Consider the following 23488-nt stretch of genomic DNA (forward strand, 5'->3'; position numbering starts at 1 on the left):
CGGGTGGGCAACCATCCGGAGGTTTTTTGTTGCAAAACATAACCACCACCCAACAGCGCCTCGCTCCAATATCCAATAGCTAATGTCTAACAGCGCCCTTGCTCTTATCCAGCTACTTTTTTAACGAAGCACTTGCATATTTCTAACTCATCGGACATGATTGACTGCATAACATCCTAATAGGATTAGGTGGCTAACATGAAAAGAAGAACAACTATGCTAAAAAAACTACCTCTCGCGACCGCAATTACGCTCGCACTAGCAGGAACAGCAGGCGTACAAGCAGCAGAATTCGATGTTGGTGACGTTAAAGTCAAATTCGATTCAATCATTTCTTACGGCGCCGCTTGGCGTATGGAAGAGCGCGATATGCGCGTTATCCACCCGGGTAATATGGCCGGTGGTTTAGGCCAATCTGGCGTCGCCGACGACGGTAACTTGAACTACGACAAAGGCGACATGGTGTCGTCAGTTTTCAAGGGCGTTCACGATTTAAGTATTGATGGCGGCGATTACGGCGCTTTCTTCCGTTTCAAATACTGGTATGACGATGTTATCAAGAACAATAACGTAGCTCAGGGTCATACGGGTACCAACTATTTCCCAGATGTTACTCTGAACAACGATGCATTAGATGACTACTCAACGGGTTCCGGTTTTAAGTTGTTAGATGCGTTCGCATACGCCTATTTTGATATCGGTGATATGCCAGCTAACTTGCGGGTTGGCCGTCAGGTATTGAGCTGGGGTGAAAGTACCTTTATCTTCAATGGTATTAACGCCATTAATCCGGTAGACGTGAACGCAATTCGTCGACCAGGAGTGGAAATTAAAGAAGCCTTGTTGCCAGTAGGCATGGTGAACCTAAACATAGGTTTAACTGACGAAACCAGCTTAGATATGTTTTATCAGTATGAGTGGGATGACTACAAACTAGATGGTTGTGGTACTTTCTTCTCTACCATTGATATTTTAGGTGGCCCAGGCTGTAACAAAGTGACCCTGAACCCGCAATTAGTGCCTGGTGACCCAGACTCTAACCTAAGCGATCTTGAGTCAGTACAGTACGGTACCTACTTAGAGCGGGCGCCAGATATCGAGCCAGACGATGGCGGCCAGTACGGTTTCGCGATGCGTCACTATGCTACCGACATTGACGTTGAGTTTGGCTTGTACTTCATGAACATTCATACACAAACGCCAATCATCTCAGCATACAACTGGACCAAGCAGCCAACTCCGGCGCTAAGTCACCCAGATGGTATTCCAATTGCTGGTCCTGATTACGTGCTTGAGTTCCCTGAAGACACCAAAATCTTCGGTGCCAGCGTAGCAACTACCGTAGGCGACTGGTCTGTTGGTGGTGAAATGAGCTATCGCATCGATATGCCAGTGCAAATCAACACCACTGAGATTTTGTCGACCGGTTTACGTGCAGGTGTTCCTAGTACTTTCAGCAACCGTATTCAACGCGATGAAAACGGTCTGATTACTAACCTAGGCGAACTGCAACACGGTTACGATGAATACGATGTCTCGCAGTGGCAGATGTCAGGTATTCGCTTCCTAGACAACGTGTTAGGTGCCAGCCGCGTTACCTTCATCGGTGAAGTTGCGATCAGTAAGGTGCACGGTTTAGCCGGCTTAGATGAACAGCGTTACGGCCGTAACCCAGTGTACGGCAAATGCTTGAGCGTAGCTGACCAAATGCAGTTGGGTAACCCGGCTCCAGCGGGCGATATCAACTGTGAAGGCTTTGTCACCAGCACCTCGTGGGGCTATCGCGCTCGTATCGTCGGTGACTACAACAACGTGTTTGCGGGTTGGAACATGCAACCAACGTTGGCGCTAGGCCACGACGTGAAAGGCTATTCAGCTAACTCAAACTTTATCGAAGGTCGTAAAACCATCGGTTTGAGTGTTGATTTCAGCTACTTAAGCGACTATAAAATTGGTATTGGTTACAACATCAATACCGGCGGTGATTACGAGCCAGCTTCTGACCGTGATTTCGCAGCCATTAGCTTCAGCTACAGCTTCTAAGCAAGCGGGTTACAGCAACATGAATCAAAAACCCGCCTTGGCGGGTTTTTTTCTAAGTAGTCTTTAGCTCAATAAAAGTCCAACAGTTAGGGTCGATGAACAATGAAAACGATAATGACAACAGCCCTTGCCCTGGTTGCCAGCGCTCTGGTTTACGCACCAGCGCAAGCCGCCAATAGTGAGGCGCAGAGTAAACAGCAGTTGCTCCAACTTGAAGATGTCTTTCAATTAGAATACGCCAGCAATCCAGCTATTCATCCGTCGGGCGACTACACAGTCTTTGTGCGTAACTTCATGAATATCATGGCAGATCGTAAACAAGGAAACCTATGGAGGGTGAACAACAAAGGCGAATTACGACCACTAACGGGTGGTGATGCGCAAGACCATTCGCCCACTTGGTCTCCCGATGGCAAGCAATTAGCGTTTGTGTCAAATCGCTCAGGCAGCAATCAAATTCACTTGTACTGGACCGATACTCGCGAGCATGCACCTATTACCCGCCTAACCAGCAGCCCTAGTAACCTATCTTGGTCACCGGATGGTAAATGGTTGGCCTTTACTATGTTCACGCCGCAGCACAAAGCTGCGCCGGTAAGCCTACCGGGCAAGCCGCAAGGCGCTAATTGGGCTGAGCCACCGCGTTACATCGATAAAGATAATTATCGCGCCGACGGAGCTGGCTACACTCCAGATGGTTACAGCCAAATTTATGTGGTACCTACTACCGGAGGGTCACCTCGACAGTTAACCTTTGGTGATTACAACCATGGTGGCGCGTTGGCGTGGAGCGCCGATGCCAAGCAGTTGATCTTTTCCGCTAATTCTCATGCTGATGCGTTCGAGCAACCCAATAACTCTGAGCTCTATCAGCTCACCCTAGCAACCGGTGATATTCAACAACTGACCGATCGTCAAGGGCCCGATCATTCACCGGTGATAAGCCCCGATGGCAAAAAGTTAGCTTGGTTAGGCTACGATGATACCTACAAGAGCTATCAGCTCACTCATCTATACGTGATGGACCTTTCTGGCCAGTCACCTAAGCTGTTAACTCAAGATTTTGATTATAGCGTAGGGCAGGTGAAGTGGGCCGATGATAGCCGTGGCTTGTATTTTGCCTACGATCGCGAAGGTAAGGGCCATATTGCCTATCAGAATCTCAACGGCAAACGCCGCGTGCTCAGTGATAGCATGGGAGGCTTAAGCTATTCACGGCCCTATAGCGGCGGTCAATTCGATGTCAGCAGCAGCGGTGATTTAGTCTATACCCTAGCGAGCGCCAATCGGCCTGCCGATTTAGTGCTACAAACCAGTAAAATCACTCGTAAACTGACGGCGCTCAACGATGACTTATTGAACCATAAAACCTTGGCGCGTATCGAAGAAATTTGGTACGACAGCAGCGTCGATGATAATAAAATCCAAGGTTGGATTGCCTATCCGCCAAATTTTGACCCAACCAAGAAATACCCGCTGATTCTGGAAATTCATGGCGGCCCACATACAGCTTATGCAGGGTCTTTTGCCGCAGAAATTCAGTTAATGGCGGCGCAAGGTTACGTGGTGCTTTATACCAACCCGCGCGGTAGCACCAGCTATGGCGAAAAGTTTGCCCAAGAAATTCACCACAATTACCCAAGCCATGATTATAACGATCTCATGGATGGTGTGGATGCACTGATCAGCAAAGGCTTTATCGATGAGCAACGTTTATACGTTACCGGTGGTAGCGGTGGCGGAGTGCTCACCGCATGGATTGTCGGGCATACGGATCGCTTTGCTGCGGCAGTAGTAGCTAAACCTGTTATCAACTGGTACAGCTTTGTGTTAACTGCTGATATGTATAACTATTTCAGCAAGTATTGGTTCCCTGGTAAGCCCTGGGAGCACCAAGAGCACTACATGAAGTATTCACCTATCAGCTATGTCGGTAACGTGACCACGCCTACCATGTTGCTAACCGGTGAAGCCGACCATCGCACCCCGATTTCAGAATCTGAGCAATATTACCAAGCGCTGAAATTAGCCGGTGTCGAAACTGCCATGGTGCGGGTGCCAGATGCTCCTCACGGCATCTACGCCAGACCCTCGAATCTAATGGCCAAAGTAGCGTACATCCTGCATTGGTTCGAGCAACACCAGCCAAGCGCTAATTAGTGTGCTCAAACTCGGCTGTTGCTTTACGACCATCTAAGTAAAGCAGCAGCTGATGTTTTAATCGTCGCCATGGGTGACGTTTCACCTGACGCCGATCGGCTACAGACTTAATATCGCTGCCATGGGTGTGAGTATTGTCTACCGTGTACGGTAATAATCCATAAACCTGTAACCCCAGTTCATGCTGCCACTGTATATCTACATCAATTGGGCGAAATAAAGGTGGGCGTTGGGCTAATAGCCGTTTGGCTCCGGCCAAGCTGATGACTTGTGCACAAGCACCAATCGGTGGTTTACGATAGCGCACCAAATCAAACTGCTTGATAGCACGGGTTGTAATAGCGGGCTGTTGCTTAAACGGAGCGGCAAGTTTTAACACGTGCCACGGCTCAGACACTGCTGCAATAGCCTCATGGATGTCTTTGAAGTCCGAACTAAAACAAACATCGTCTTCTAGCACCACGGCATAATCAAGTTGATGGTCAACAATGTATTGCCAAGCCTTGAGGTGCGATAAATAACAGGCAATTTCACCAGCCGTTAACTGATAATGAAACTCGCGCTGACTACGTGAGGTATCGATGACGGCCGATAGTTGCTCCTGAGTAAGCTCTTTGCCCCATACCGCATCGATGCGGGTATAGGGCATGCCTAATTGGTCAAGTTGCTTACTCACGTTCAACCATCTATCGGTAGAATGCTTAAGATTAATCACTAAAATCTGTGCGGATAACGACTGCTGCATAGGGTTATTTCTCTAACGGTTTGTTACTTTTTTGGGTTTTGTTCACGCTTCGCGCGGTACGCCATCTCGTAGAGCTTGGCCTCGGTTAAGAAAAAATGAAAGGCATCGATATTGGCTTTGATAAAGCCACGCCAACCCGACCAAATCATTTGTCGACCTAGATAAAACTTTAAAAACATCAACGGAAAAATCAGCAGCAAACGCGGCAAACTACAGGGCCGGCCTTGCTCCAGCCGTTGCTTGGCTTTTAGCAACGAGTATTTATTCAGCTTGTCCATATAGCCGTGCGCGGTATCGTAACCGTAATGCTTTAAATAAATCGGCAAATAGGCAGTCGGCTCTTCTACCTCAATGTGCTCATGCACAATCACACTGGTATCCATCTTGCTCTTATCACGACGATACACCCGCCGATACTTATGATGGCGCGCCTTTTTCAAACTATGCCCCATAAAAATGTCATCATGATGAATCCAAATGCCATTGATATCGCCCTGCGCAATCCGTTCGCGAATCATCTGCAAGCCACCCTCTGGCATCACCTCATCGCCATCTAAGTTCAAAATCCAGTTGTGGCTGCATTGGGTAATAGCAAAAGCTTTTTGCTTGGAGTAGCCAGGCCAATCATTGTGGACAATACGCGCCCCGTGACGCTTGGCAATTTCTAAGGTCGCATCGGTCGAGCCGGAATCCACCACTACAATCTCATCGGCCCCAGCCACACTGCTAAGAACCTCGTCTAAGTGTTCAGCCTCGTTCAAGGTTATTACAAAGACACTTAAGGGCGGGTAGTTGGGTTGCTGTTGTGCAGAAGCTGTCATAGCGTCCTCATTAGTTGTCGTGATTCGATAAGTCTTCGGCTTGCTGTGGCCCTTATTATAGCCAGTTAGACAAGAAAAATAGTCAGTTAATTGCAATTTAAATTACGTATAATGACGTGCGATAACTACTAATAAAGAGTAAAGGGAAGGCTTATGCAGCTTACGTTAGACAACGATTGGCAACCTTGGTTAGCGCAACAACAACAGCAAGCCTATTGGCCTCCGTTGCAACAACGGGTACAGGCAGCGCGTCAACAGAACCTCGTTTATCCGCCCGCAGCGCAAGTGTTGCGCGCTTTTGAGCTCACGCCATTGAGCCAAGTACAAGTGGTCATTATCGGACAAGACCCGTATCACGGACCTGGCCAAGCCCATGGTTTAGCCTTTTCTGTGGCCGACGGCGTCGCCATACCACCGTCGCTACGTAACATTTATAAAGCTATCAAACATGATTTTGCCGACTATCAAATACCCACCAGCGGCAACTTAGAAGGCTGGGCCAAACGTGGAATCTTATTGCTAAATACCGTACTCACCGTCGAGCATGGCAAAGCACACTCCCATGCCAAGTGGGGCTGGGAAAACTTCACCGATGCCGCTATTCAGGCCGTATCAGCGCAACGCGAAGGAGTAGTATTCATGTTGTGGGGCGCCCACGCACAGAAGAAGGCTGCGCTCATAAATGACTCGCGCCACACCATTCTGCAAACCGTTCATCCGTCGCCGTTATCAGCGCATCGAGGTTTTTTCACAGCAGGGCATTTTGCCACCACAGCAAAACTCCTCAACCGCTCCGGGGCCGAGTTATTTGCTTGAGTAAGAGCAAGAGCGCTGTTAGCTGTTAGACATTAGCTATTGGTAAAAGCAAAGGCAAGAGCGCTATTAGCTGTTAGACATTAGCTATTGGTAAAAGCAAAGGCAAGAGCGCTATTAGCTGTTAGACATTAGCTATTGGCAAAAGCAAAGGCTGGTGCACGGGCGGCACCAATATCCAATGACTAATGACCAATAGCGCCTTTGCTTTTACTTACAATTCATCGAGATCGGCGTCGAAATCGAAATCAATGTCACGAAGCTCATCGCGTAACCGATACTTCTCCTTCAACATTTCAATTTCTCGCCATTTGCGAGGGGCACTGCGTTTACTAGACTTTGATTCAACTTGCTGTAGCTCTTGTGAATGATCCATGGGACACTCCGGCTTTTCTGTTGGTTGTTGTTCTAATAATTTGCACAAGAATCGTACTCTTGTACTTGTAGCGCAGCATTTTTATAACACGACTTGCTGGAAATGTGAACAGGTAAAAGCAAAGGCGCCGTTAGCTGTTAGATATTAGATATTGGTGGCGTCCACGCACTCGCCTTTACTAATAGCTAATAGCCAATAGCTAATAGCTAACGTCTAATAGCCAACAGCGCTCTTGTCTTAAACCCCAAATCCACGTATAATCCGCGGTCACAAATCGTTCTTTTACAGCACAGGTAATTTGGTATGCATCCCATGTTAAACATCGGTGTGCGCGCAGCGCGTGCCGCCGGCAAAATCTTAGTTAAAAACTTCGGCGTAGAAGTTGACCTCAACGTAGAAGTTAAAAGTCAGAACGACTTTGTAACTGAGTTAGACAAAGCCGCTGAAAGTGCCATCATTCGCACCATTCAAAAGGCCTACCCAGATCACTCATTCTTAGCTGAAGAAAGCGGAGAATTAATGGGTAAAGATGCTGATCATCAATGGATTATTGATCCATTAGATGGCACCACCAATTACTTGCGCGGTATCCCTCACTTCGCTATTTCTATCGCATACAGCTACAAAGGCCAGGTACAAGTTGCCGTGGTTTACGATCCGCTGCGCGAAGAACTCTTTACCGCCACCAAAGGTGCGGGTGCACAGCTAAACGGCAAACGGTTACGCGTTAAAGCTCAGCGCGACCTTAACGGTGCCTTGTTAGCTACCGGCTTCCCATTCAAACGCAAAGACATGACCAAAGAATACTTAGCGGTATTCGCAGCCTTGTTTGAGCACGTGGGTGATATGCGTCGCAATGGGGCCGCCGCCCTTGATTTGGCTTATGTTGCCGCAGGCCGCATCGATGGCTTCTGGGAGTTCAGTTTGAAGCCATGGGACATCGCCGCCGGACAACTGATTGTGCGTGAAGCGGGTGGTCTTGTGGCCGACTTTGCTGGTGGCCATAGCTTTATGACCAGCGGTCATACCGTTGCTGGCAACCCGAAAGTGGTGCAGCACCTCCTGACCAAAGCGCGTCCGCATTTACCTGAGTCACTTCGGAAGAAGAGCAAAGACGATATTAGCTGTTAGACATTAGATATTAGCGCCACTCCGGCGCGAGCTAATATCCAATAGCTAACAGCTAATAGCTAATATCGAAGTTGGGGTTTAAAACCATGCTAAATAACATTCGGATTGTGTTAGTCAACACCAGCCACACCGGTAACATCGGCTCGGTTGCTCGTGCCATGAAGACTATGGGGCTTACGCAGCTGACGTTGGTTGATCCGGTGCAAGCGCCGGATAGCCAAGCATCGGCGCTAGCCGCTGGTGCTACCGATGTGCTGTTTAACGCCAAGATTGTTGGCAGCTTAGCTGAAGCCATTAGCGATTGTGGGCTAGTGGTAGGTACCAGCGCACGTAACCGTACGCTCGACTGGCCGTTGTTAGGCCCGCGCCAAACTGCCACGCAAGTGCTGCAAGAAGTGCCTAACTACCCTGTTGCGCTGGTGTTTGGGCGCGAGAGTAGTGGTTTAACTAACGAAGAGCTGCAGCAGTGTACTCACCATGTGCATATTCCTTCTAATCCGGATTACAGCTCACTGAATTTGGCCATGGCCGTGCAAACCCTGGCCTACGAAATTCGCATGCAGTTTTTAGAAGGCCAGCAAGCAGCAACGGACCCTGCCGCAGAAGCTGCAGAATATCCGCTAGCTGAGGATCTAGATCGCTTTTATACGCACCTAGAACAGACCCTTTCAGCCACCGGCTTTATCATTAAGCAGCATCCCGGCCAAGTGATGGCCAAATTGCGGCGGCTGTTTACCCGTGCTCGTCCTGAGGCAGCCGAACTAAACATTTTGCGCGGCATTTTAACCTCAGTAGACAAGAAGATGAAGTAACGCCACGGCTGTTATTGGGGCCCTGCTGGCGGTGCCGATAATGGCCTGTTGAATACTTGACTAAAATACTCGGGTATGACAAAATTGCTTCCAGAATTAACAGGAGGCAGAAAGGCTATGCGCTTAACCTCAAAAGGCCGCTACGCGGTCACCGCAATGCTCGACGTAGCTTTGCATACAGCTCACGGACCTGTGTCTTTGGCAGATATTTCTGAGCGCCAAGGCATTTCTCTGAGCTATCTTGAACAATTATTCTCGCGCTTGCGTAAACAAGGCTTAGTCAGCAGTGTGCGTGGGCCTGGTGGTGGCTATCGATTGGGCCAAGAGCCGTGCAATATTTCCATCAGTGCGGTGATTCAAGCCGTTGATGAAAGCATCGATGCCACGCGCTGTCAGGGGAAAGGGGGCTGCCAAAGTGGTAGTCGTTGCTTAACCCACTCGCTCTGGACAGGCTTAAGTGAACGGATAGAAGACTTTCTAACCAACATCACCTTAGCCGAGCTGGTCACCCAAGAAGATATTAACCGCGTTGCTCAGCGTCAAACAGCGATGGTGAGCGAGCAGAAAAAGCGCGAATACAACATTGCATTGCAAAGCCAATAAGCCTTAACGGCTTGCTGTATGGCAACCAAGGAGTAGCACTGATGAGATTACCGATTTATTTCGATTACGCAGCAACCACCCCGGTCGACCCTCGGGTAGCCGAGAAAATGATGCAGTTTTTAACGCCAGACGGGCAGTTTGGTAACCCTGCATCACGTTCGCACCGGTTCGGCTGGCAAGCTGAAGAAGCGGTAGATATTGCGCGTAATCAGATTGCTGAATTAGTCAACGCAGATCCACGAGAGATCGTGTTCACCTCAGGTGCAACTGAATCAGATAACCTGGCCATTAAAGGTGCTGCTGAGTTCTACAGCAAAAAAGGTAAGCACATCATCACCGTGAAAACCGAACATAAAGCTGTGCTAGACACTGCGCGTCAGATGGAGCGCGAAGGCTTTGAAGTCACCTATTTAGACGTTAAAGAAGACGGATTGCTAGACCTTGATGTGTTCAAAGCAGCCTTACGCGAAGACACAGTGTTGGTCAGCGTGATGCACGTGAACAACGAAACCGGCGTAATTCAAGACATCGAAACCATCGGTAACTTGTGCCGCGCGAACAAAACTATTTTCCATGTCGATGCTGCCCAAAGTGCTGGCAAAATCGATATCGATTTAGAGCGTCTGCCGGTCGATTTAATGAGCTTCTCGGCCCACAAAATGTACGGTCCGAAAGGTATCGGTGCCTTGTATGTGCGCCGTAAGCCACGGGTTCGTTTAAATGCACAAATGCATGGTGGCGGCCACGAGCGCGGCATGCGTTCAGGCACCTTGCCAACGCACCAAATCGTAGGTTTTGGTGAAGCAGCTCGCATTGCCAAAGAAGAAATGGCAGCTGAGTATAAGCGTTTCCAACAACTGCACGAGCGGTTATGGAACGGCGTGAAAGATATCGAAGAAGTGTACATCAACGGTAGCCAAGAACAGGGCGTGCCACACATCTTCAACATCAGCTTTAACTTTGTTGAAGGCGAAAGCTTGATCATGGCGCTCAAAGATCTGGCCGTATCATCAGGTTCAGCTTGTACCTCAGCCAGCTTAGAGCCGTCGTATGTATTACGTGCGTTAGGTCGTAACGATGAATTAGCGCACAGCTCAATTCGTTTCAGCTTCGGTCGTTTTACCACTGAAGAAGAAGTTGACCACGCCATTGAGCAAATTAGTAAATCAATTGGTCGCTTGCGCGACATGTCGCCCCTTTGGGAAATGTTTAAAGACGGAGTTGATTTGAACTCGGTTGAATGGGCGGCACACTAACAGAGGTAACAAGTTATGGCATACAGTGAAAAAGTAATCGACCATTATGAAAATCCGCGCAACGTAGGTGCGTTTGACAAAAACGATCCCTCTATTGCGACCGGCATGGTCGGCGCTCCGGCGTGTGGTGACGTGATGAAGTTGCAGTTAAAAATTAACGACAGCGGCATCATCGAAGATGCTAAGTTCAAAACCTACGGTTGTGGCTCAGCCATTGCCTCTAGCTCGCTCGTCACTGAGTGGGTGAAAGGCAAATCAATTGAAGAAGCAGCCCAGTTAAAGAACACCCAAATTGCTGAAGAGTTAGCGTTGCCACCGGTAAAAATCCATTGTTCTATTTTGGCTGAAGACGCCATTAAAGCGGCAATCGAAGATTACAAAAAGAAACACGCAAATTAATAAGTAGGTTCAAGCATGGCAATTAGCATGAGCGAAGCGGCGGCGCAACGCGCCCGTGCGTTTCTGGAACAACGTGGTAAAGGCGTAGGCATCCGGTTAGGCGTTAAAACCACCGGCTGCTCTGGCCTCGCGTACGTGATGGAATTCGTTGACTCGATAGAAGACAGCGACACAGTTATCGAAGATAAAGGCGTGAATATCATTATTGACGGCAAGAGTTTAGTGTACTTAGATGGCACTGAAATCGACTTCGTTAAAGAAGGCCTCAACGAAGGCTTCGAGTTCCGTAATCCCAATGCTAAAGGTGAGTGTGGTTGCGGCGAAAGCTTCAACGTCTAACCCACCTTAGTGCCGGGTAGCCGCTAGTGGCTGCCCCCATGTTCGGTAAAAGGTTAAGCGTAACCATGAACCATTTTGAGCTATTTGATTTACCCGCCGCATTCAATCTTGATGCGGCGGATTTGCAACAGCGCTATCGTAAGTTGCAACAAACACTGCATCCAGATCGCTTTGCCAATGGCAGTCAACGTGACAAATTGCTAGCGGTGCAGCGCACGGCACAATTAAATGATGCCTATCAAACCCTGCGTAACCCGCTGCTACGGGCCGAGTATATCCTGCAACTGCGCGGGCTAGATCTAGCGCACGAGCAAACGACCCTACAAGATCCTGAGTTTTTAATGGCGCAAATGGAATGGCGCGAGCGTATCGCTGAGCTTAACGATTGGGAAGAAATTGACGCGGCCCTGCGCGACTTAGCAGTAGAAAGTCGAGATTTACAATCCGAGCTAGAGCAGCAGATTAACGCCGAAGAGAATGAGGCCGCTGCCAACAGCATTCGCAAGCTTAAGTTCATGTTAAAATTAGAACACGAGCTAGAAGAAAAAAGCGAATAACGATAAACGAATTTGAGGTTGCCCCATGGCATTATTACAAATTGCGGAACCCGGCCAAAGCACGGCGCCACATCAGCATCGGCTCGCCGCTGGTATCGATTTAGGTACCACCAATTCATTGGTGGCTAGTGTCCGTAGTGGCACCGCTAAAGTATTAACCGACGAGCACGGGCGTGCGATTTTACCATCGGTGGTGTATTACGGCGCCGACACCATTGCTACCGGTTATGACGCTATAGCCAAGCACCAAGACAAGGCCATCGCTACTGAAAACACCATCGTCTCGGTGAAGCGCTTTATTGGTCGTACCATCGCTGATGTTCAGAAAAATTTCAGTAACTTACCCTATCGCATGAGCGAAACGGACAACGGTGTCCCGGTTTTCCACACCGCCGCCGGTGAGAAAAACGCCGTAGAGGTATCAGCGGATATCTTACGCAGCTTAGCTGCGCGTGCTGAAGCTTCTCTTGGCGGAGAGTTAACCGGTGTGGTGATTACCGTGCCAGCCTACTTTGATGATGCCCAGCGCCAGAGCACCAAAGATGCTGCGCAACTGGCTGGCTTAAACGTGCTACGTTTGCTTAATGAACCCACCGCTGCCGCAGTCGCTTATGGCTTAGATACCGGTCGCGAAGGCCTGATCGCTGTGTACGATTTAGGCGGTGGTACCTTCGATTTATCGATTTTACGTCTGCAAGGCGGCGTCTTTGAAGTGTTGGCCACCCATGGTGACAGCGCCTTAGGCGGCGATGATTTTGATCAGTTGCTAGTGCAGTGGTTAAAACAGCAATGGCAATTGCCGAGTGCGGTAGATGCGCGCACGGAGCGCGAGCTGATCAATGCCGCCAAAGCCGCGAAAGAACAGCTTACCGAGCACCAACAAGTGACGCTCACGTGGCAGGCCGAAGCCGATTCGCCAGCCGCCGGCACCGTGCAGGTACAAGCTGAAACTGACACCGGCAGCGCCGCTGCGAGCCAACAGCTAACGCTAACCCGTGACCAATTTAACGAATTGATTGAGCCGCTGGTGCGGCGAACTTTGACCACCTGTCGCCGCGCTCTGAAAGACGCTGGCGTAAGTGCAGATGAGATCCAAGAAGTGGTGATGGTAGGTGGTTCAACCCGCGTACCACGAATACGCACAGCCGTAGGTGAGTATTTTGCCCGCGAGCCGCTCACCTCCATCGATCCTGACCAAGTGGTGGCTATCGGTGCGGCTATTCAAGCAGATATTTTAGCCGGCAATAAGCCCGATTCTGACATGTTGCTGTTGGATGTGATTCCGTTATCTCTTGGCCTAGAAACCATGGGAGGCTTGGTCGAGAAGGTCATCAGCCGTAACACCACCATCCCGGTCGCTAAAGCACAAGAATTTACCACCTTTAAAGACGGCCAAACCGCGATGATGATTCATGTGGTGCAAGGCGAACGCGAGCTGGTTGATGATTGTCGCAGCCTGGCCCGCTTTGTGCTCACCGACATCCCGCCGATGGCCGCTGGTGCTGCGCACATACGCGTAACTTTCCAAGTGGACGCTGATGGTTTGTTGAACGTTACTGCAATGGAAAAATCCACGGGCGTCAGCGCATCGATTCAGGTGAAACCTTCGTACGGTTTAGGCGATGACGATATCACTAAAATGATTCAGGCTTCGATGAGCAACGCCAAAGAAGACATGGCCGCGCGCATGTTGCGCGAGCAACAAGTAGAAGCAGACCGCGTGTTAGAAGCACTTAGCAGTGCGCTAGCCGCCGATGCCGAGTTACTCCAAGCTAGCGAACGCGCCACCTTGGATAGCGCCATGGCCGTCTTACGAGAAGCCCGCCACGGCACCGACACTGCGGCCATTGAACAAGCCATTGCTGCGGTCGACAAAGCCAGTGATGAATTTGCTGCCCGTCGTATGGATGCTAGTATTCGCAAAGCGCTCTCGGGCAAAAAGGCCACCGAGCTGTGAGTCTCTAATAGCTAATATCTAATAGCTAGTAGTTAATAACGAAATTGAGGTTTAACCAGTATGCCGAAAATTATTTTTTTACCGCACCACGAGCTGTGTCCAGAAGGCGCTGCAGTTGAAGCTAGCGAAGGCGAAAGCGTGTTAGACGTAGCGCTGCGCAATGGTATCGGCATAGAACATGCCTGCGAAAAAGTCGGTGCTTGCACCACCTGCCACGTGTACGTGCGCGAAGGCTACGACTCGTTAGATGACATCGAAGAAAACGAAGATGACATGCTCGACAAAGCCTGGGGCCTAGAGCCAGAGTCGCGGTTAAGCTGCCAAGCACGAGTGCACGGCGAAGACTTAGTGGTCGAGATCCCCAAATACAGCATCAACCACGCCAAAGAAGATCATTAACTGACGGCGGATAGCTGGCTGCAAAGAACTGGCGGCTGATAGCAGCTGCTGAAAAAGCGCACATAGGTGGTCGTTATCGGCTGGTTATGGCGCTTTTTTTTGTCCCCGTCGTTTGTCCGTTAGCCAGCCGCTTCATCCCGCACCTGTCGTAGCCAAACCTCAGCCAAGCCTAGCTCTACCTGCTATTTATGGGCAGCTGCCATGAGCTTGCTGAACCTCTCCTAAACAATTGCCGCTGCACTCATGGGTGCACCGCGGCATGGCTTACATCCTTTTGACCCCCTTAGCAAAGTTAGTAAAAGTACAGCTTCTGTTGCGGTAACTGCAGAGCAAGGACGAGAATCACTAGCTAGCAAGGATGCTGGCACCTTGCCATCTCAGTTAAGCATAACCTTGGGCTTGCCTGGTTTAGCGCAAACGCCGTTGGAGCGGCAGTTAGCTCAGCTAGTAGAGACTAAAACAAACGGAGTGGCGAATGAACAAAGCAACATTCTTGCTGGCGATTTTAATCGGGGTCGGTATTTTGACAGGTTGCAGTAGTGCAGAAGATGAAACCAGCAGCGGTAACAGCGGCGATGGCAGTGGTGAACTTATCCATGCCAGCAGCGATAGCGCTGACATTTTATTTCAACAGCCGTTATCGTTAGATGTGCTTGCTAACGACAGCAGTAAACGCGATGCCGAGTTAACCCTTGTCGCAGCGGGCCCAGCACCAGAGCAACAGCTGCAGGGTGCCGTGGCGATTATCGATGGCCAGTTACACTACACGCCAGCTGCCGACTTTGTTGGCGTTGAAGAAATCTGGTACCAAGTGAGCGATGGCACTGAACAAGTAAGCGCCAAAGTCACCTTAACCTTGCTCGATAGCCTGCAATTGAGCGGTACTGTTAGCCCAGCTAATTTGGCTACGGCTGGGTCTGCATCGGTTGAAGTCAGCAGCATAATCGATGGTCGTCGCTTTAGTAGCTATGCCGATGCCCAGGGTAATTATCAGTTATCGATTGGTTACCTGCCAAGCACGGCAGATGCCAATGACGGCGGGATGCCGCACGAGTTGGCGACCACACAAATAGTTGAAGTGGTTGCCAGCTTCGCCACAGACCAGCAAGCGGGACAGACCTTACAGTTAGCCTCCGGGCTGGCTCCCATCAGCGAACTCTTTCAACAAGCCGTCACCGGCAAGGTTACGCTTGCCGATTCTGCCGCTAGCATTACCGGCGCGACCTTGAATCAAGAGCTATTGCCGGGGCTCGCTATCACGCCGTTGAGCACCGCACTAAGCATGCAGGTTAAGCAGTATTATCAGGCCAGTGATTTCTCTAGCAGCTATACATTACAGCAACTCACCAATGCCTTGAATAACTCTGATATCACTCAACTAAGCGAGCTAGCCGGGTTAATTTATTTATTATGTACCCATCCAGACTACCCGCTGCCACCCGAATATTCATCCTGGTACATGTATTTCACGGATTCTGAGGCGTTAACGGAAGTATTGACCCAGGCGAAACAATACAATGACTTTGGTCCTGCCCTCACTGCATCTTTAATGACTGCACCCACCATCCCGATGGATAAGATCAACCACTTGGCTGATACCTACGTACGTATGGCAAGTAGCCAAGATGAAGGTTTTGATTTTAATGGCTTCTATTATTTCATCGATGAACACCAGCGCCTTACCTATTTCCCCACAGATGGCTGGTTTGCTGATTGGACGAGCAATGGCTGGACGCTCAGGTATGCTGGCTTTGACGTAAGCCGAACCATTGCCAACTTTATCAACGACCATGCTCATCAGTACGATCCGGCCTTGTTCGACTTGTTTGTGCAGAGCGTAGCAAGCTTAGATCCGCAAACACCACTTGAGGATATCGATGATGACCGAGTTGAAATCCGCCCTGTGTCATACCAGAACGGGCATATCTATGCGGTGTTCGAGGTACTGAGTGAATTCAAACCTATTCCGTTCACTTATCAGGGGGTGTCTTACGAACTACCACGATTAACCGTAAATCCCCCTACCACCTATATCGAGCACGGCGTAGCAACGGCGATGTTTGCATCAGCGCGAACTTTCGACATCAGCGAGGGGAGTCAGTTTGTCATACCAGGTGTGTTTTGGGAGTACAACAATAACGAAGACCCCCTTGCAGATGCTGGCGAGCTGCTGTATTCCCCATTATTGGCAACCTTCCATCCACAAACAGAGTTCGCAGGTAGCTTTACCCGTCGCCATTTAGACTCGGGGACCTATCAACTGAATGCCGATAAAACCATCCTCTCGCTACAATTTGATGACCCAAGCGTGTCTGCGGTGAGCTACCAATTAAGGTATATCAGTGATGACCCAAGCTTACCGAAAGTTTTTATTACTGAAACCCAGCAACTGGCTGATGGCACCATCTGGCAACCTACGGTAGATGTTTATTGGCCTGCGGTGCAAAATCTTGATAGCGTGGCAGCCCTGCAAGGCAAGTTACTCTTTAAACATACTTTTTTAGTTACAGATGAGGATGGAAATATAGCCCCTCTAGAGCAGCAAGCCAGTTTTCTTGAGGTCTATTTATTGGGAGCAGATAATCATGCGCCATCTATTAGTGTGATGTGCGCCGAAGCAACAGACGATCTTACCTGTACTAAAGCCGAGCTAGTTCCAAGTGACATGGGCGATACCTGGCACAGTTATCAAGATCCTGAGTTACCCGAACTGCAGCCACGGGTGCTATTTAATGGCGATTGTGTTAACGGCCGCTGCGGTGGTGGGTTGTGGCAAGTAGTCGGAGTAAGTCCCGAACGACAATTGGTGGCGGTCTATCTTCATGACGAAAGCCCAGCTGGTACCGAGGCGTATGGCCCTGCGGTGCGGCCGTTCGGCACCCGGGTGAATGATTCCTTTGGTTTGCACTTGTTTAAGTATGTCGACCCAGCGGAGTATGGGCTGTAACGGCACTAGCGCCGCTCATAGTATGCTTGAATAGGTTCGATACCATGGGCGGCGTTATCTTTGTAGGGCTGCAAGCACCAGCAAGCTAAAACGGCACGTGCCAGCTGAACACCCATAAGTCTAAGCCATCATTGGGTTTCGCCAAATCCGCTTGCGAATAATGAGAGTAGCCCAAACTTACCCGGGCTTTAGATTCTTGGTTGTATTCCCAACTTAAACCAATCCGATCTTCAAATTGGAATGAAATTGAAAGCTCACGGCCCGCCAACTGCTGCTCATCAAATAGCGACACGCCAATGCCAGCTTCTAGATACAGTGGCTGTTTCCAATCGGTTAATCGCCATTGCAATACCGGGCTGAAGGTGAGGGCATTGATGCGCTCGCTTGATTCTTGCGTGTTTTTCCAACTGTTGATGGCTGCCTCATAGTGAACCCGAGGCGACCCTATCGCAGCTAACCAGCTGGCTGGCAACGGCTGCCAAGCATCAGTCCAGCGGTAACCGAGACGTAAGCCATCAATATCGCTGGCTGAATAACTGACTGCCGCATGTAGCTCATCGGCATAACTTTTGGGAAGGATCATAGTACTGGCAAAGACCGCCAACAAAAGTAGACTATATAGAATTTTTCTTGTTTTATTCATGAGGTTAAATTCTTCATAACAGACAATGACAGCAAGGACTAAGAATGCCTCTATTTTACATACATTCGTGTATGTATGTAAGTGTTCAAGCTCATGAAAAGATCGATTGAAGAGTTCGAGAAAACCGACAGGTTTGCTTGTTTTTTAATCAGCTTCGATAAAATCAATCACTTAGTGAAGATGGCAAATGTCGCTATAACTAGCAGCAAAACTGGATTTACTACGCGGTATATAATTATTTGTAATTAATTAGTTGACAGCTTGTTAACATGGCTACATAGTAAGCAACGAACAACAGTTATTAATCCAGCAATAGGAATGCAAAATGAAAAAAACCAATCAATTCGCACTATCGCTTATCTGTATCTCACTGCTTACCGCCTGTGGCGGCAGTAGTAGCGATGATGTCGATCCACCCATTCTTGAAGAGCAAGGCCCCTTTACTCTGGCCGGCAGCGTGAGTGGACTTAACGGCGAACTAGGCGTTACCGCCGCTGATGAGACCCTGACCATAAGCGCCGACGGAAGCTTCGAATTCACCAACGAATTCGATAGTGGTGACACAGTAGCGGTCGAGCTAAGCGCCATTCCTACCTTGCAATCGTGCAGCATTACCTCAGCTAGCAGCTTTACTTTCGCCAACGCTGATATTGATGACTTAACCATCGAATGCCGAGATCTTGAGCTGTACACCCCGGCCGATGATAGTGCCAGCACCAGTAACGATACGGCCGTTACCATCGATGTGTTAGCAAACGATAGCAGCGAACTGGACGTGGCGTTAGCAATCACCAGCGTGACCGAGCCTGAGCATGGCACCGCTGAAATTGTCGACAACAAAATCGTCTATACCCCAGATGCAGGTTTTGCTGGCACCGATACCTTCACCTACACAGGTACCGACGGTGAGGCCGAAGGCACCGGCAGCGTTACTGTGACTGTTGCGCAAACGGTTGCCATTGCAGGTCGCGCTATTGACTCGCCGATTGCCAATGCCACCATCACCTTAACCGTGGGTGAGCAAACGTTCACCACCACCGCCGATGCCGATGGTTATTTCAGCTTAGATTTAGAACTATTGGATTTAAGCAGCGATGCCGTCCTCAAAATCACTGCCACCGGCGCCGGTGAGCAAGAGTACGTCACTTTGAACTCGCGGTTAACCACAGTGGCTGAACTCCTAGCGCTCGCGGGAGATGACCGCGTGTTGTCGGCGGAAGAATCAAGCAACGTGGTGATCACCCACGTCACTACTGCCATCAACCAGCAATTAGAAGTATTGGCGCAGGATGCTCCGATCACAGCGGCTAATTTCAATGAGTTGCTGATGCAACTTGATGGTTACTTAACCATGGAGATGGCAGCACTGATTAAGCTGTTAGTCGATGACGAAAATTATAGTTTGCCGGAAGGTTTCACGAGCATCGCTGACTTTTTAAACGATGCCGATGCCTACAATACGTTGTTGGCACAGGCCGATGCCGCTGGTGATTTACAAGCCATGATTGCTGCCACCGCAGCCGATAGTGAATTAGTACCTGCCATTGATCCAACCGAGCTCGCTGGTGCTTACATGCTGTTCTATGATTATCACCGTTACAATGCTCACCAAAACTATGTCAGCTACTCTATCGATGAAGACGGCGCGCTCTTTAGACAGGGCTTTTATGATGGTGAGTCAGAGCATGTGCCTTTTGTTGATGGTAAGTGGCTTGGTCCGTTGCAAACAACAGCCCGATTCATCCCATTAAACTCCTTTGTGAATAATTATGGCCATCTTTATGATGCTGATTTACTGGCAAAATTTGTAGCCAGCCAAGAAGGCTCAACCACCGCTGGCAGTGTGCCATTAACTGTGAGTAGTTATCTAGAAGCGATGCCGTTAAGTGTGGTGGGTGCGAGTCTGACTATCTATGAATCGTATGAACTCGAGTTGGCACCTATTCCGTTTGAATACGAAGGTGAGCAATTAGAACTACCTGCGGTATCACCCGAAGGGAGTGCATACACCAACACCTACACGCGAGCTGAAAGTTTGATTAAAGATCTCACGTTTGATCTATCAGCGCCAACGGAATATGCCTACTACGGTGAGTTTTACGCTTACAATAACTTGACGTTTGATGGTTTGCCCGACGATGTGTATTACTTTACCCGCATGGCTTATAGTTTTTACCCCACGTCTGAATTTAGCGGTACTTTTGATCGCGACGTGATCGAAGGTGGTAGCTACGAGTTAAGCCCAGACAAAACGAAGTTAACGCTCACCTATAACGATCCGAACATGAATTACTACGCTGAAGATTTGTATCTGTTAGACGACCAAGAGCATGCGCAAATTGTGCTTACCAAGCGTCATCTTAAAAACGGCGGCGAGAATTGGAATACAAACAATATGCCTAATATCGATCACAGCTTGGATACCGCCAACGTGATTGCCGATAAGACCATCTGGGATGGCGTTAATGGCGAGGGTAAGTTAACGCCATTAACCGCTCGTATTGGTGGTGGTGGCTATCGATACAGCAGCGATGGTAACTATTATATCGTCGATATTGATTGTGATGAAGTCGCACCGGGTGGTGATATGTGGGACGACTGCCTCTCGGCTAGCATCGAGCCACGTAGCTTACCATCTGGGAACTGGGAAGATGTTGATGGCAATAGTATTTTAGTTGGTAAGAGCTGCTATCAAGACCAATGTGGTGGTAGCTTCCGTCGATTTGTGGCGAGCTACGATAATGGTGTGATGGCGCTGCTATCGAGTAGCAAGTTCCCGTACGGTACTGGTCCTTACAATATTTACGTTGAGCCAGGCAAAATGTACTTTATGGCAGGTGGAATGACTTATTACAAAGCCAGCGAAACCGGTGAAGAGCCGGTACCGGTTGATGCAGCTAGCTTGATTGATGTGCCAACCGCAGCCTATCAGCGCAGCTCAAGCTGGACGCCAGACCCGTTGCGCTTAACCAAGCCGTTTGCTGAAGTAACTGAGAAATAAAGGCTTGGAAAACAACTAGGAAGATAGGTTGGAAAGCAAAAAGGGCTTACCCATCGGATAAGCCCTTTTTTATTAACTGCAAATATTAACCGCAAATATTAGCCGTCAAGTTTCTCAGCAAAAGTCCGCTTAAACTTCGCCAACTTAGGATGTACCACTGCTTGGCAGTAGGCATTTTCAGGATTACGCTCCACGTAGTTGTCGTGATATTCTTCGGCCGACCAGAATTTTTCCAGTGGCTCAACGGTGGTCACAATAGGCGCATCCCAGGTTTGCTCGCGCTCCATTTCCGTAATGATTTCTTGCGCCAAACGCTGCTGCTCATCGGTTTGATAGAAAATCGAGGTGCGATACTGGCTGCCAATATCGTTACCTTGACGGTTGACCTGAGTGGGGTCATGCAGTGCAAAAAAGATCTCAAAAATCTCGCGCACGCTTAGCGAGGTCGGCTCAAAAGTGATTTGCACCACCTCAGCGTGGCCGGTATCGCCCTTGCAGACTTCTTCGTAGGTAGGTTCGGCTTTATGGCCGCCGGCATAACCCGATTGCACTTTTAATACCCCACGTACTTGCTTGAAGGCGCCTTCAAGGCACCAAAAACAACCGCCGCCTAACGTAATTTGTTGCGTCATAACTTGTAAACTCCGTCGCAAAAGAACGAAAAGACATCCTGCGAATAGACGTCTAGATGCCTGTATTGGATGGTGTTACTTTACGCCTGCAGCCATAGTTTGTAAAGCCTCTGATCAAGCCACTGCAACAAAAACGAGCGACCACACGCACGTGGCCACCCGTTTGTTATCGTTGCTGTTATCGTTGCAGAGGGGGGGCGTTAGTTACAGCTCGCGGATATGAAAACGCAGCTCTAGTTCACGACCGTTGGCGTTGTCACCTTCAATCTCAATACGACCGCTATCATCAATTGAGATCTCTTCAAACACCGCCATGCCTTGACTATTCGCCTGTTGCATCACTTGTTCAACTTGTGTCAAGGTCAGGCCCCACGGCTGTACGATCTTGCTTTCTTTGCGCTCGTGCTTCACTTCAGCTGCGGCCCCTGCGCCCTGAAACGTCACTTCGGCAAACCAGTTATCGGCTAGCCAACCTTCCACTTCCAGTTGCGGGCGATGATCATCCCACTCCAGCTCATTAACATGGGTATAGCCGTAATTCTTAAGCGCTTGCAACTGCTCCATTTGGCTGTTGGCGGTAACCGCTGAGTTAGCTGCAACTACGGCAGTTGTGCCCATTAGTAATACGGCTGCTAAACTTACTACCAAGCTTTTGTTTGACATAGTCGGTACTCCTTTGTTGATGTTGCAGCTATCTTATCAGCCTATCAATGAGCCTAGTATGAACCACTCGTTCATGTTTGGTTCATGTTCGTGAACCGTTTTTCGGGTAAGCTTAACACCATGAACAAGTTATCTTATCTCATCTTTGTCACCAGTCTTAGTTGGGGCCTGCAAGCGGCTCTGGCTGCGCCCGCCGGCGTCTGGTCCGACAACAAGCAACAGCAACGTTTGTACCAACAAGTGCAAGCGGGCGAGGTGGTGTCGTTAGAAGTGATCTTGGCGTATTTACGCGAGCGCTATTACGGCGAAATTGTGGAGATAGAATTAGAAGACGATGATGGTATGCTCGTCTACGAAATAGAGATGATCGGCCCCCAAGGGCAACGGGCCGAGTTTGAATTTGCCGCCCGTACCGGCGAGCTAATGAGCGTAGAAGGGCGTCAGTTAAAAGCCATGAGCAAACAGCCATGAGTTATCGGCCATGAATGATGGGCTCGGAACCATCGGTTATGAGTAACTTGCATGAAAATTTTGATTGTTGAAGACGATATCAAATTGGCGCAAAACCTCACCAAGGTGCTGACCGAGGCCGGCTATAACGTCGACCATGCCGGTACCGGCGCCGCGGCTGACTATTTGTTAAGCACCGAAGTGTTTGATTTGCTGATCTTAGATTTGGGCCTCCCCGACGGCCAAGGCAGCGATTGGTTGCAGCGCTGGCGTCAAGCAGGCATTGGTATCGTCACGCTTATTTTAACCGCGCGCGGCACGTGGGCTGATAAGGCTAGCGGTTTTAATGCTGGCGCTGATGACTACTTGGTAAAACCTTTTGCGGTGGCTGAATTATTAATGCGCGTTAAGGCGCTTATCCGCCGCAGTTACGGCCAAGCCCACCCGCATTTAACCGTCGGCGAGGTGGTCTTCGACACCCTCACCAATCAGCTCAGCAAACAGGGCATGCCGGTTAAGCTTACCGCACAAGAAACCAAGCTGATCAGCTACTTAATGCATGCCAGCGGTCGTATCGTAAGTCGCACCGAGTTACACGACCACGTGTACGACCGCGACGAAGAGCCGGACTCCAATGTTATCGATGTTCAAGTTGCCCGGCTGCGCAAAAAACTCGGCCGCGATTTTATCGAAACCATTCGTGGCCAAGGCTATCGGGTGCAAGCCATGACGGTTGATTAA

Annotated in this window: 22 protein-coding genes; 16 read left to right on the top strand and 6 right to left on the bottom strand. The window is 49.4% G+C overall.

Translation table 11 applies throughout. The features are described 5' to 3' along the window. Positions 1-198 precede the first annotated feature (198 nt). Both ACQ661_RS04990 and ACQ661_RS04995 read left to right on the top strand, forming a co-directional pair. Positions 199-2043, top strand: a complete 1845-nt coding sequence (locus tag ACQ661_RS04990; protein WP_431667787.1) for a DUF1302 domain-containing protein — start codon at positions 199-201, stop codon at positions 2041-2043. A gap of 102 nt (positions 2044-2145) precedes the next feature. Continuing rightward, a complete protein-coding gene (locus ACQ661_RS04995; RefSeq protein ID WP_110076671.1) occupies positions 2146-4203 on the top strand; it encodes a S9 family peptidase in 2058 nt (685 codons plus the stop codon). On the opposite strand, the gene ACQ661_RS05000 is transcribed toward ACQ661_RS04995, so the two are convergent. Continuing rightward, complete coding sequence (locus ACQ661_RS05000; protein ID WP_313932993.1) at positions 4196-4948, bottom strand: glycosyltransferase family 25 protein; 753 nt, start codon at positions 4946-4948, stop codon at positions 4196-4198. The two genes, ACQ661_RS04995 and ACQ661_RS05000, sit on opposite strands and share 8 nt — an antisense overlap. Positions 4949-4971: 23 nt before the next feature. Further along, positions 4972-5769: a glycosyltransferase family 2 protein gene (locus tag ACQ661_RS05005; protein WP_313932994.1), complete on the bottom strand. Its 798-nt coding sequence runs from the start codon at positions 5767-5769 to the stop codon at positions 4972-4974. A gap of 153 nt (positions 5770-5922) precedes the next feature. Here ACQ661_RS05005 and ung point away from each other — a divergent pair, with 153 nt between their 5' ends. Next, positions 5923-6585, top strand: coding sequence for a uracil-DNA glycosylase (gene ung, locus ACQ661_RS05010; RefSeq protein WP_431667788.1), 663 nt, complete (start codon positions 5923-5925; stop codon positions 6583-6585). 211 nt (positions 6586-6796) lie between these two features. On the opposite strand, the gene ACQ661_RS05015 is transcribed toward ung, so the two are convergent. After that, entirely contained in the window at positions 6797-6958 is a 162-nt protein-coding gene (locus ACQ661_RS05015) for a DUF3545 family protein (RefSeq protein WP_369743315.1), read from the bottom strand. Positions 6959-7261: 303 nt separating this feature from the next. Here ACQ661_RS05015 and suhB point away from each other — a divergent pair, with 303 nt between their 5' ends. From suhB to ACQ661_RS05065, 10 genes are all read left to right on the top strand, one after another. After that, positions 7262-8089, top strand: coding sequence for an inositol-1-monophosphatase (gene suhB / locus ACQ661_RS05020; protein ID WP_431667789.1), 828 nt, complete (start codon positions 7262-7264; stop codon positions 8087-8089). Positions 8090-8175: 86 nt separating this feature from the next. Further along, on the top strand, positions 8176-8901 hold the full coding sequence (gene trmJ, locus ACQ661_RS05025) for a tRNA (cytosine(32)/uridine(32)-2'-O)-methyltransferase TrmJ (RefSeq protein ID WP_431667790.1): 726 nt from the start codon (positions 8176-8178) through the stop codon (positions 8899-8901). Between the two features lie 117 nt (positions 8902-9018). Then, positions 9019-9504 (top strand): Fe-S cluster assembly transcriptional regulator IscR, encoded by a 486-nt coding sequence (gene iscR, locus ACQ661_RS05030; protein WP_431667791.1) that lies wholly within the window; start codon positions 9019-9021, stop codon positions 9502-9504. A gap of 41 nt (positions 9505-9545) precedes the next feature. After that, positions 9546-10760: an IscS subfamily cysteine desulfurase gene (locus tag ACQ661_RS05035; RefSeq protein ID WP_153826868.1), complete on the top strand. Its 1215-nt coding sequence runs from the start codon at positions 9546-9548 to the stop codon at positions 10758-10760. A 15-nt stretch (positions 10761-10775) separates the two neighbouring features. After that, positions 10776-11159, top strand: a complete 384-nt coding sequence (gene iscU / locus ACQ661_RS05040; RefSeq protein ID WP_369743318.1) for a Fe-S cluster assembly scaffold IscU — start codon at positions 10776-10778, stop codon at positions 11157-11159. A 15-nt stretch (positions 11160-11174) separates the two neighbouring features. Beyond that, a complete protein-coding gene (gene iscA / locus ACQ661_RS05045; protein WP_369743319.1) occupies positions 11175-11498 on the top strand; it encodes an iron-sulfur cluster assembly protein IscA in 324 nt (107 codons plus the stop codon). 65 nt (positions 11499-11563) lie between these two features. Further along, positions 11564-12055, top strand: coding sequence for a co-chaperone HscB (gene hscB / locus ACQ661_RS05050; protein WP_431667793.1), 492 nt, complete (start codon positions 11564-11566; stop codon positions 12053-12055). A 25-nt stretch (positions 12056-12080) separates the two neighbouring features. Then, entirely contained in the window at positions 12081-14012 is a 1932-nt protein-coding gene (gene hscA / locus ACQ661_RS05055) for a Fe-S protein assembly chaperone HscA (protein ID WP_431667794.1), read from the top strand. A gap of 60 nt (positions 14013-14072) precedes the next feature. Further along, positions 14073-14411: an ISC system 2Fe-2S type ferredoxin gene (gene fdx, locus ACQ661_RS05060; RefSeq protein WP_110076500.1), complete on the top strand. Its 339-nt coding sequence runs from the start codon at positions 14073-14075 to the stop codon at positions 14409-14411. A 475-nt stretch (positions 14412-14886) separates the two neighbouring features. After that, complete coding sequence (locus ACQ661_RS05065; protein ID WP_431667795.1) at positions 14887-17358, top strand: Ig-like domain-containing protein; 2472 nt, start codon at positions 14887-14889, stop codon at positions 17356-17358. An 85-nt stretch (positions 17359-17443) separates the two neighbouring features. On the opposite strand, the gene ACQ661_RS05070 is transcribed toward ACQ661_RS05065, so the two are convergent. Next, complete coding sequence (locus tag ACQ661_RS05070) at positions 17444-18001, bottom strand: acyloxyacyl hydrolase (protein WP_228759539.1); 558 nt, start codon at positions 17999-18001, stop codon at positions 17444-17446. Positions 18002-18326: 325 nt separating this feature from the next. Between ACQ661_RS05070 and ACQ661_RS05075 the strand changes: the two genes are divergently transcribed. Further along, positions 18327-21002 carry an Ig-like domain-containing protein gene (locus ACQ661_RS05075; RefSeq protein ID WP_431667796.1) on the top strand — a complete coding sequence of 892 codons (2676 nt, stop codon included), beginning with the start codon at positions 18327-18329 and terminating at the stop codon, positions 21000-21002. A 98-nt stretch (positions 21003-21100) separates the two neighbouring features. Here ACQ661_RS05075 and msrA read toward each other — a convergent pair whose 3' ends face one another. Together msrA and ACQ661_RS05085 are read right to left on the bottom strand one after the other, a co-directional pair. Beyond that, positions 21101-21634, bottom strand: coding sequence for a peptide-methionine (S)-S-oxide reductase MsrA (msrA, locus tag ACQ661_RS05080; RefSeq protein WP_431667797.1), 534 nt, complete (start codon positions 21632-21634; stop codon positions 21101-21103). Between the two features lie 204 nt (positions 21635-21838). Next, positions 21839-22297, bottom strand: a complete 459-nt coding sequence (locus ACQ661_RS05085) for a hypothetical protein (RefSeq protein ID WP_431667798.1) — start codon at positions 22295-22297, stop codon at positions 21839-21841. Between the two features lie 120 nt (positions 22298-22417). Between ACQ661_RS05085 and ACQ661_RS05090 the strand changes: the two genes are divergently transcribed. After that, positions 22418-22768 (top strand): PepSY domain-containing protein, encoded by a 351-nt coding sequence (locus tag ACQ661_RS05090; RefSeq protein WP_431667800.1) that lies wholly within the window; start codon positions 22418-22420, stop codon positions 22766-22768. A 51-nt stretch (positions 22769-22819) separates the two neighbouring features. Next, positions 22820-23488: a winged helix-turn-helix domain-containing protein gene (locus tag ACQ661_RS05095; protein ID WP_431667801.1), complete on the top strand. Its 669-nt coding sequence runs from the start codon at positions 22820-22822 to the stop codon at positions 23486-23488.

The organism is Pseudidiomarina sp. WS423 (genome assembly GCF_050750165.1).
Classification (GTDB): Bacteria; Pseudomonadota; Gammaproteobacteria; order Enterobacterales; family Alteromonadaceae; genus Pseudidiomarina; species Pseudidiomarina fusca.

Coding starts and splice junctions, on each gene's coding strand:
- ACQ661_RS04990 (WP_431667787.1), top strand. CDS start 199: ATGAAAAGAAGAACAACTATGCTAAAAAAACTACCTCTCGCGACCGCA.
- ACQ661_RS04995 (WP_110076671.1), top strand. CDS start 2,146: ATGAAAACGATAATGACAACAGCCCTTGCCCTGGTTGCCAGCGCTCTG.
- ACQ661_RS05000 (WP_313932993.1), bottom strand. CDS start 4,948: ATGCAGCAGTCGTTATCCGCACAGATTTTAGTGATTAATCTTAAGCAT.
- ACQ661_RS05005 (WP_313932994.1), bottom strand. CDS start 5,769: ATGACAGCTTCTGCACAACAGCAACCCAACTACCCGCCCTTAAGTGTC.
- ung (WP_431667788.1), top strand. CDS start 5,923: ATGCAGCTTACGTTAGACAACGATTGGCAACCTTGGTTAGCGCAACAA.
- ACQ661_RS05015 (WP_369743315.1), bottom strand. CDS start 6,958: ATGGATCATTCACAAGAGCTACAGCAAGTTGAATCAAAGTCTAGTAAA.
- suhB (WP_431667789.1), top strand. CDS start 7,262: ATGCATCCCATGTTAAACATCGGTGTGCGCGCAGCGCGTGCCGCCGGC.
- trmJ (WP_431667790.1), top strand. CDS start 8,176: ATGCTAAATAACATTCGGATTGTGTTAGTCAACACCAGCCACACCGGT.
- iscR (WP_431667791.1), top strand. CDS start 9,019: ATGCGCTTAACCTCAAAAGGCCGCTACGCGGTCACCGCAATGCTCGAC.
- ACQ661_RS05035 (WP_153826868.1), top strand. CDS start 9,546: ATGAGATTACCGATTTATTTCGATTACGCAGCAACCACCCCGGTCGAC.
- iscU (WP_369743318.1), top strand. CDS start 10,776: ATGGCATACAGTGAAAAAGTAATCGACCATTATGAAAATCCGCGCAAC.
- iscA (WP_369743319.1), top strand. CDS start 11,175: ATGGCAATTAGCATGAGCGAAGCGGCGGCGCAACGCGCCCGTGCGTTT.
- hscB (WP_431667793.1), top strand. CDS start 11,564: ATGAACCATTTTGAGCTATTTGATTTACCCGCCGCATTCAATCTTGAT.
- hscA (WP_431667794.1), top strand. CDS start 12,081: ATGGCATTATTACAAATTGCGGAACCCGGCCAAAGCACGGCGCCACAT.
- fdx (WP_110076500.1), top strand. CDS start 14,073: ATGCCGAAAATTATTTTTTTACCGCACCACGAGCTGTGTCCAGAAGGC.
- ACQ661_RS05065 (WP_431667795.1), top strand. CDS start 14,887: ATGAACAAAGCAACATTCTTGCTGGCGATTTTAATCGGGGTCGGTATT.
- ACQ661_RS05070 (WP_228759539.1), bottom strand. CDS start 18,001: ATGAATAAAACAAGAAAAATTCTATATAGTCTACTTTTGTTGGCGGTC.
- ACQ661_RS05075 (WP_431667796.1), top strand. CDS start 18,327: ATGAAAAAAACCAATCAATTCGCACTATCGCTTATCTGTATCTCACTG.
- msrA (WP_431667797.1), bottom strand. CDS start 21,634: ATGACGCAACAAATTACGTTAGGCGGCGGTTGTTTTTGGTGCCTTGAA.
- ACQ661_RS05085 (WP_431667798.1), bottom strand. CDS start 22,297: ATGTCAAACAAAAGCTTGGTAGTAAGTTTAGCAGCCGTATTACTAATG.
- ACQ661_RS05090 (WP_431667800.1), top strand. CDS start 22,418: ATGAACAAGTTATCTTATCTCATCTTTGTCACCAGTCTTAGTTGGGGC.
- ACQ661_RS05095 (WP_431667801.1), top strand. CDS start 22,820: ATGAAAATTTTGATTGTTGAAGACGATATCAAATTGGCGCAAAACCTC.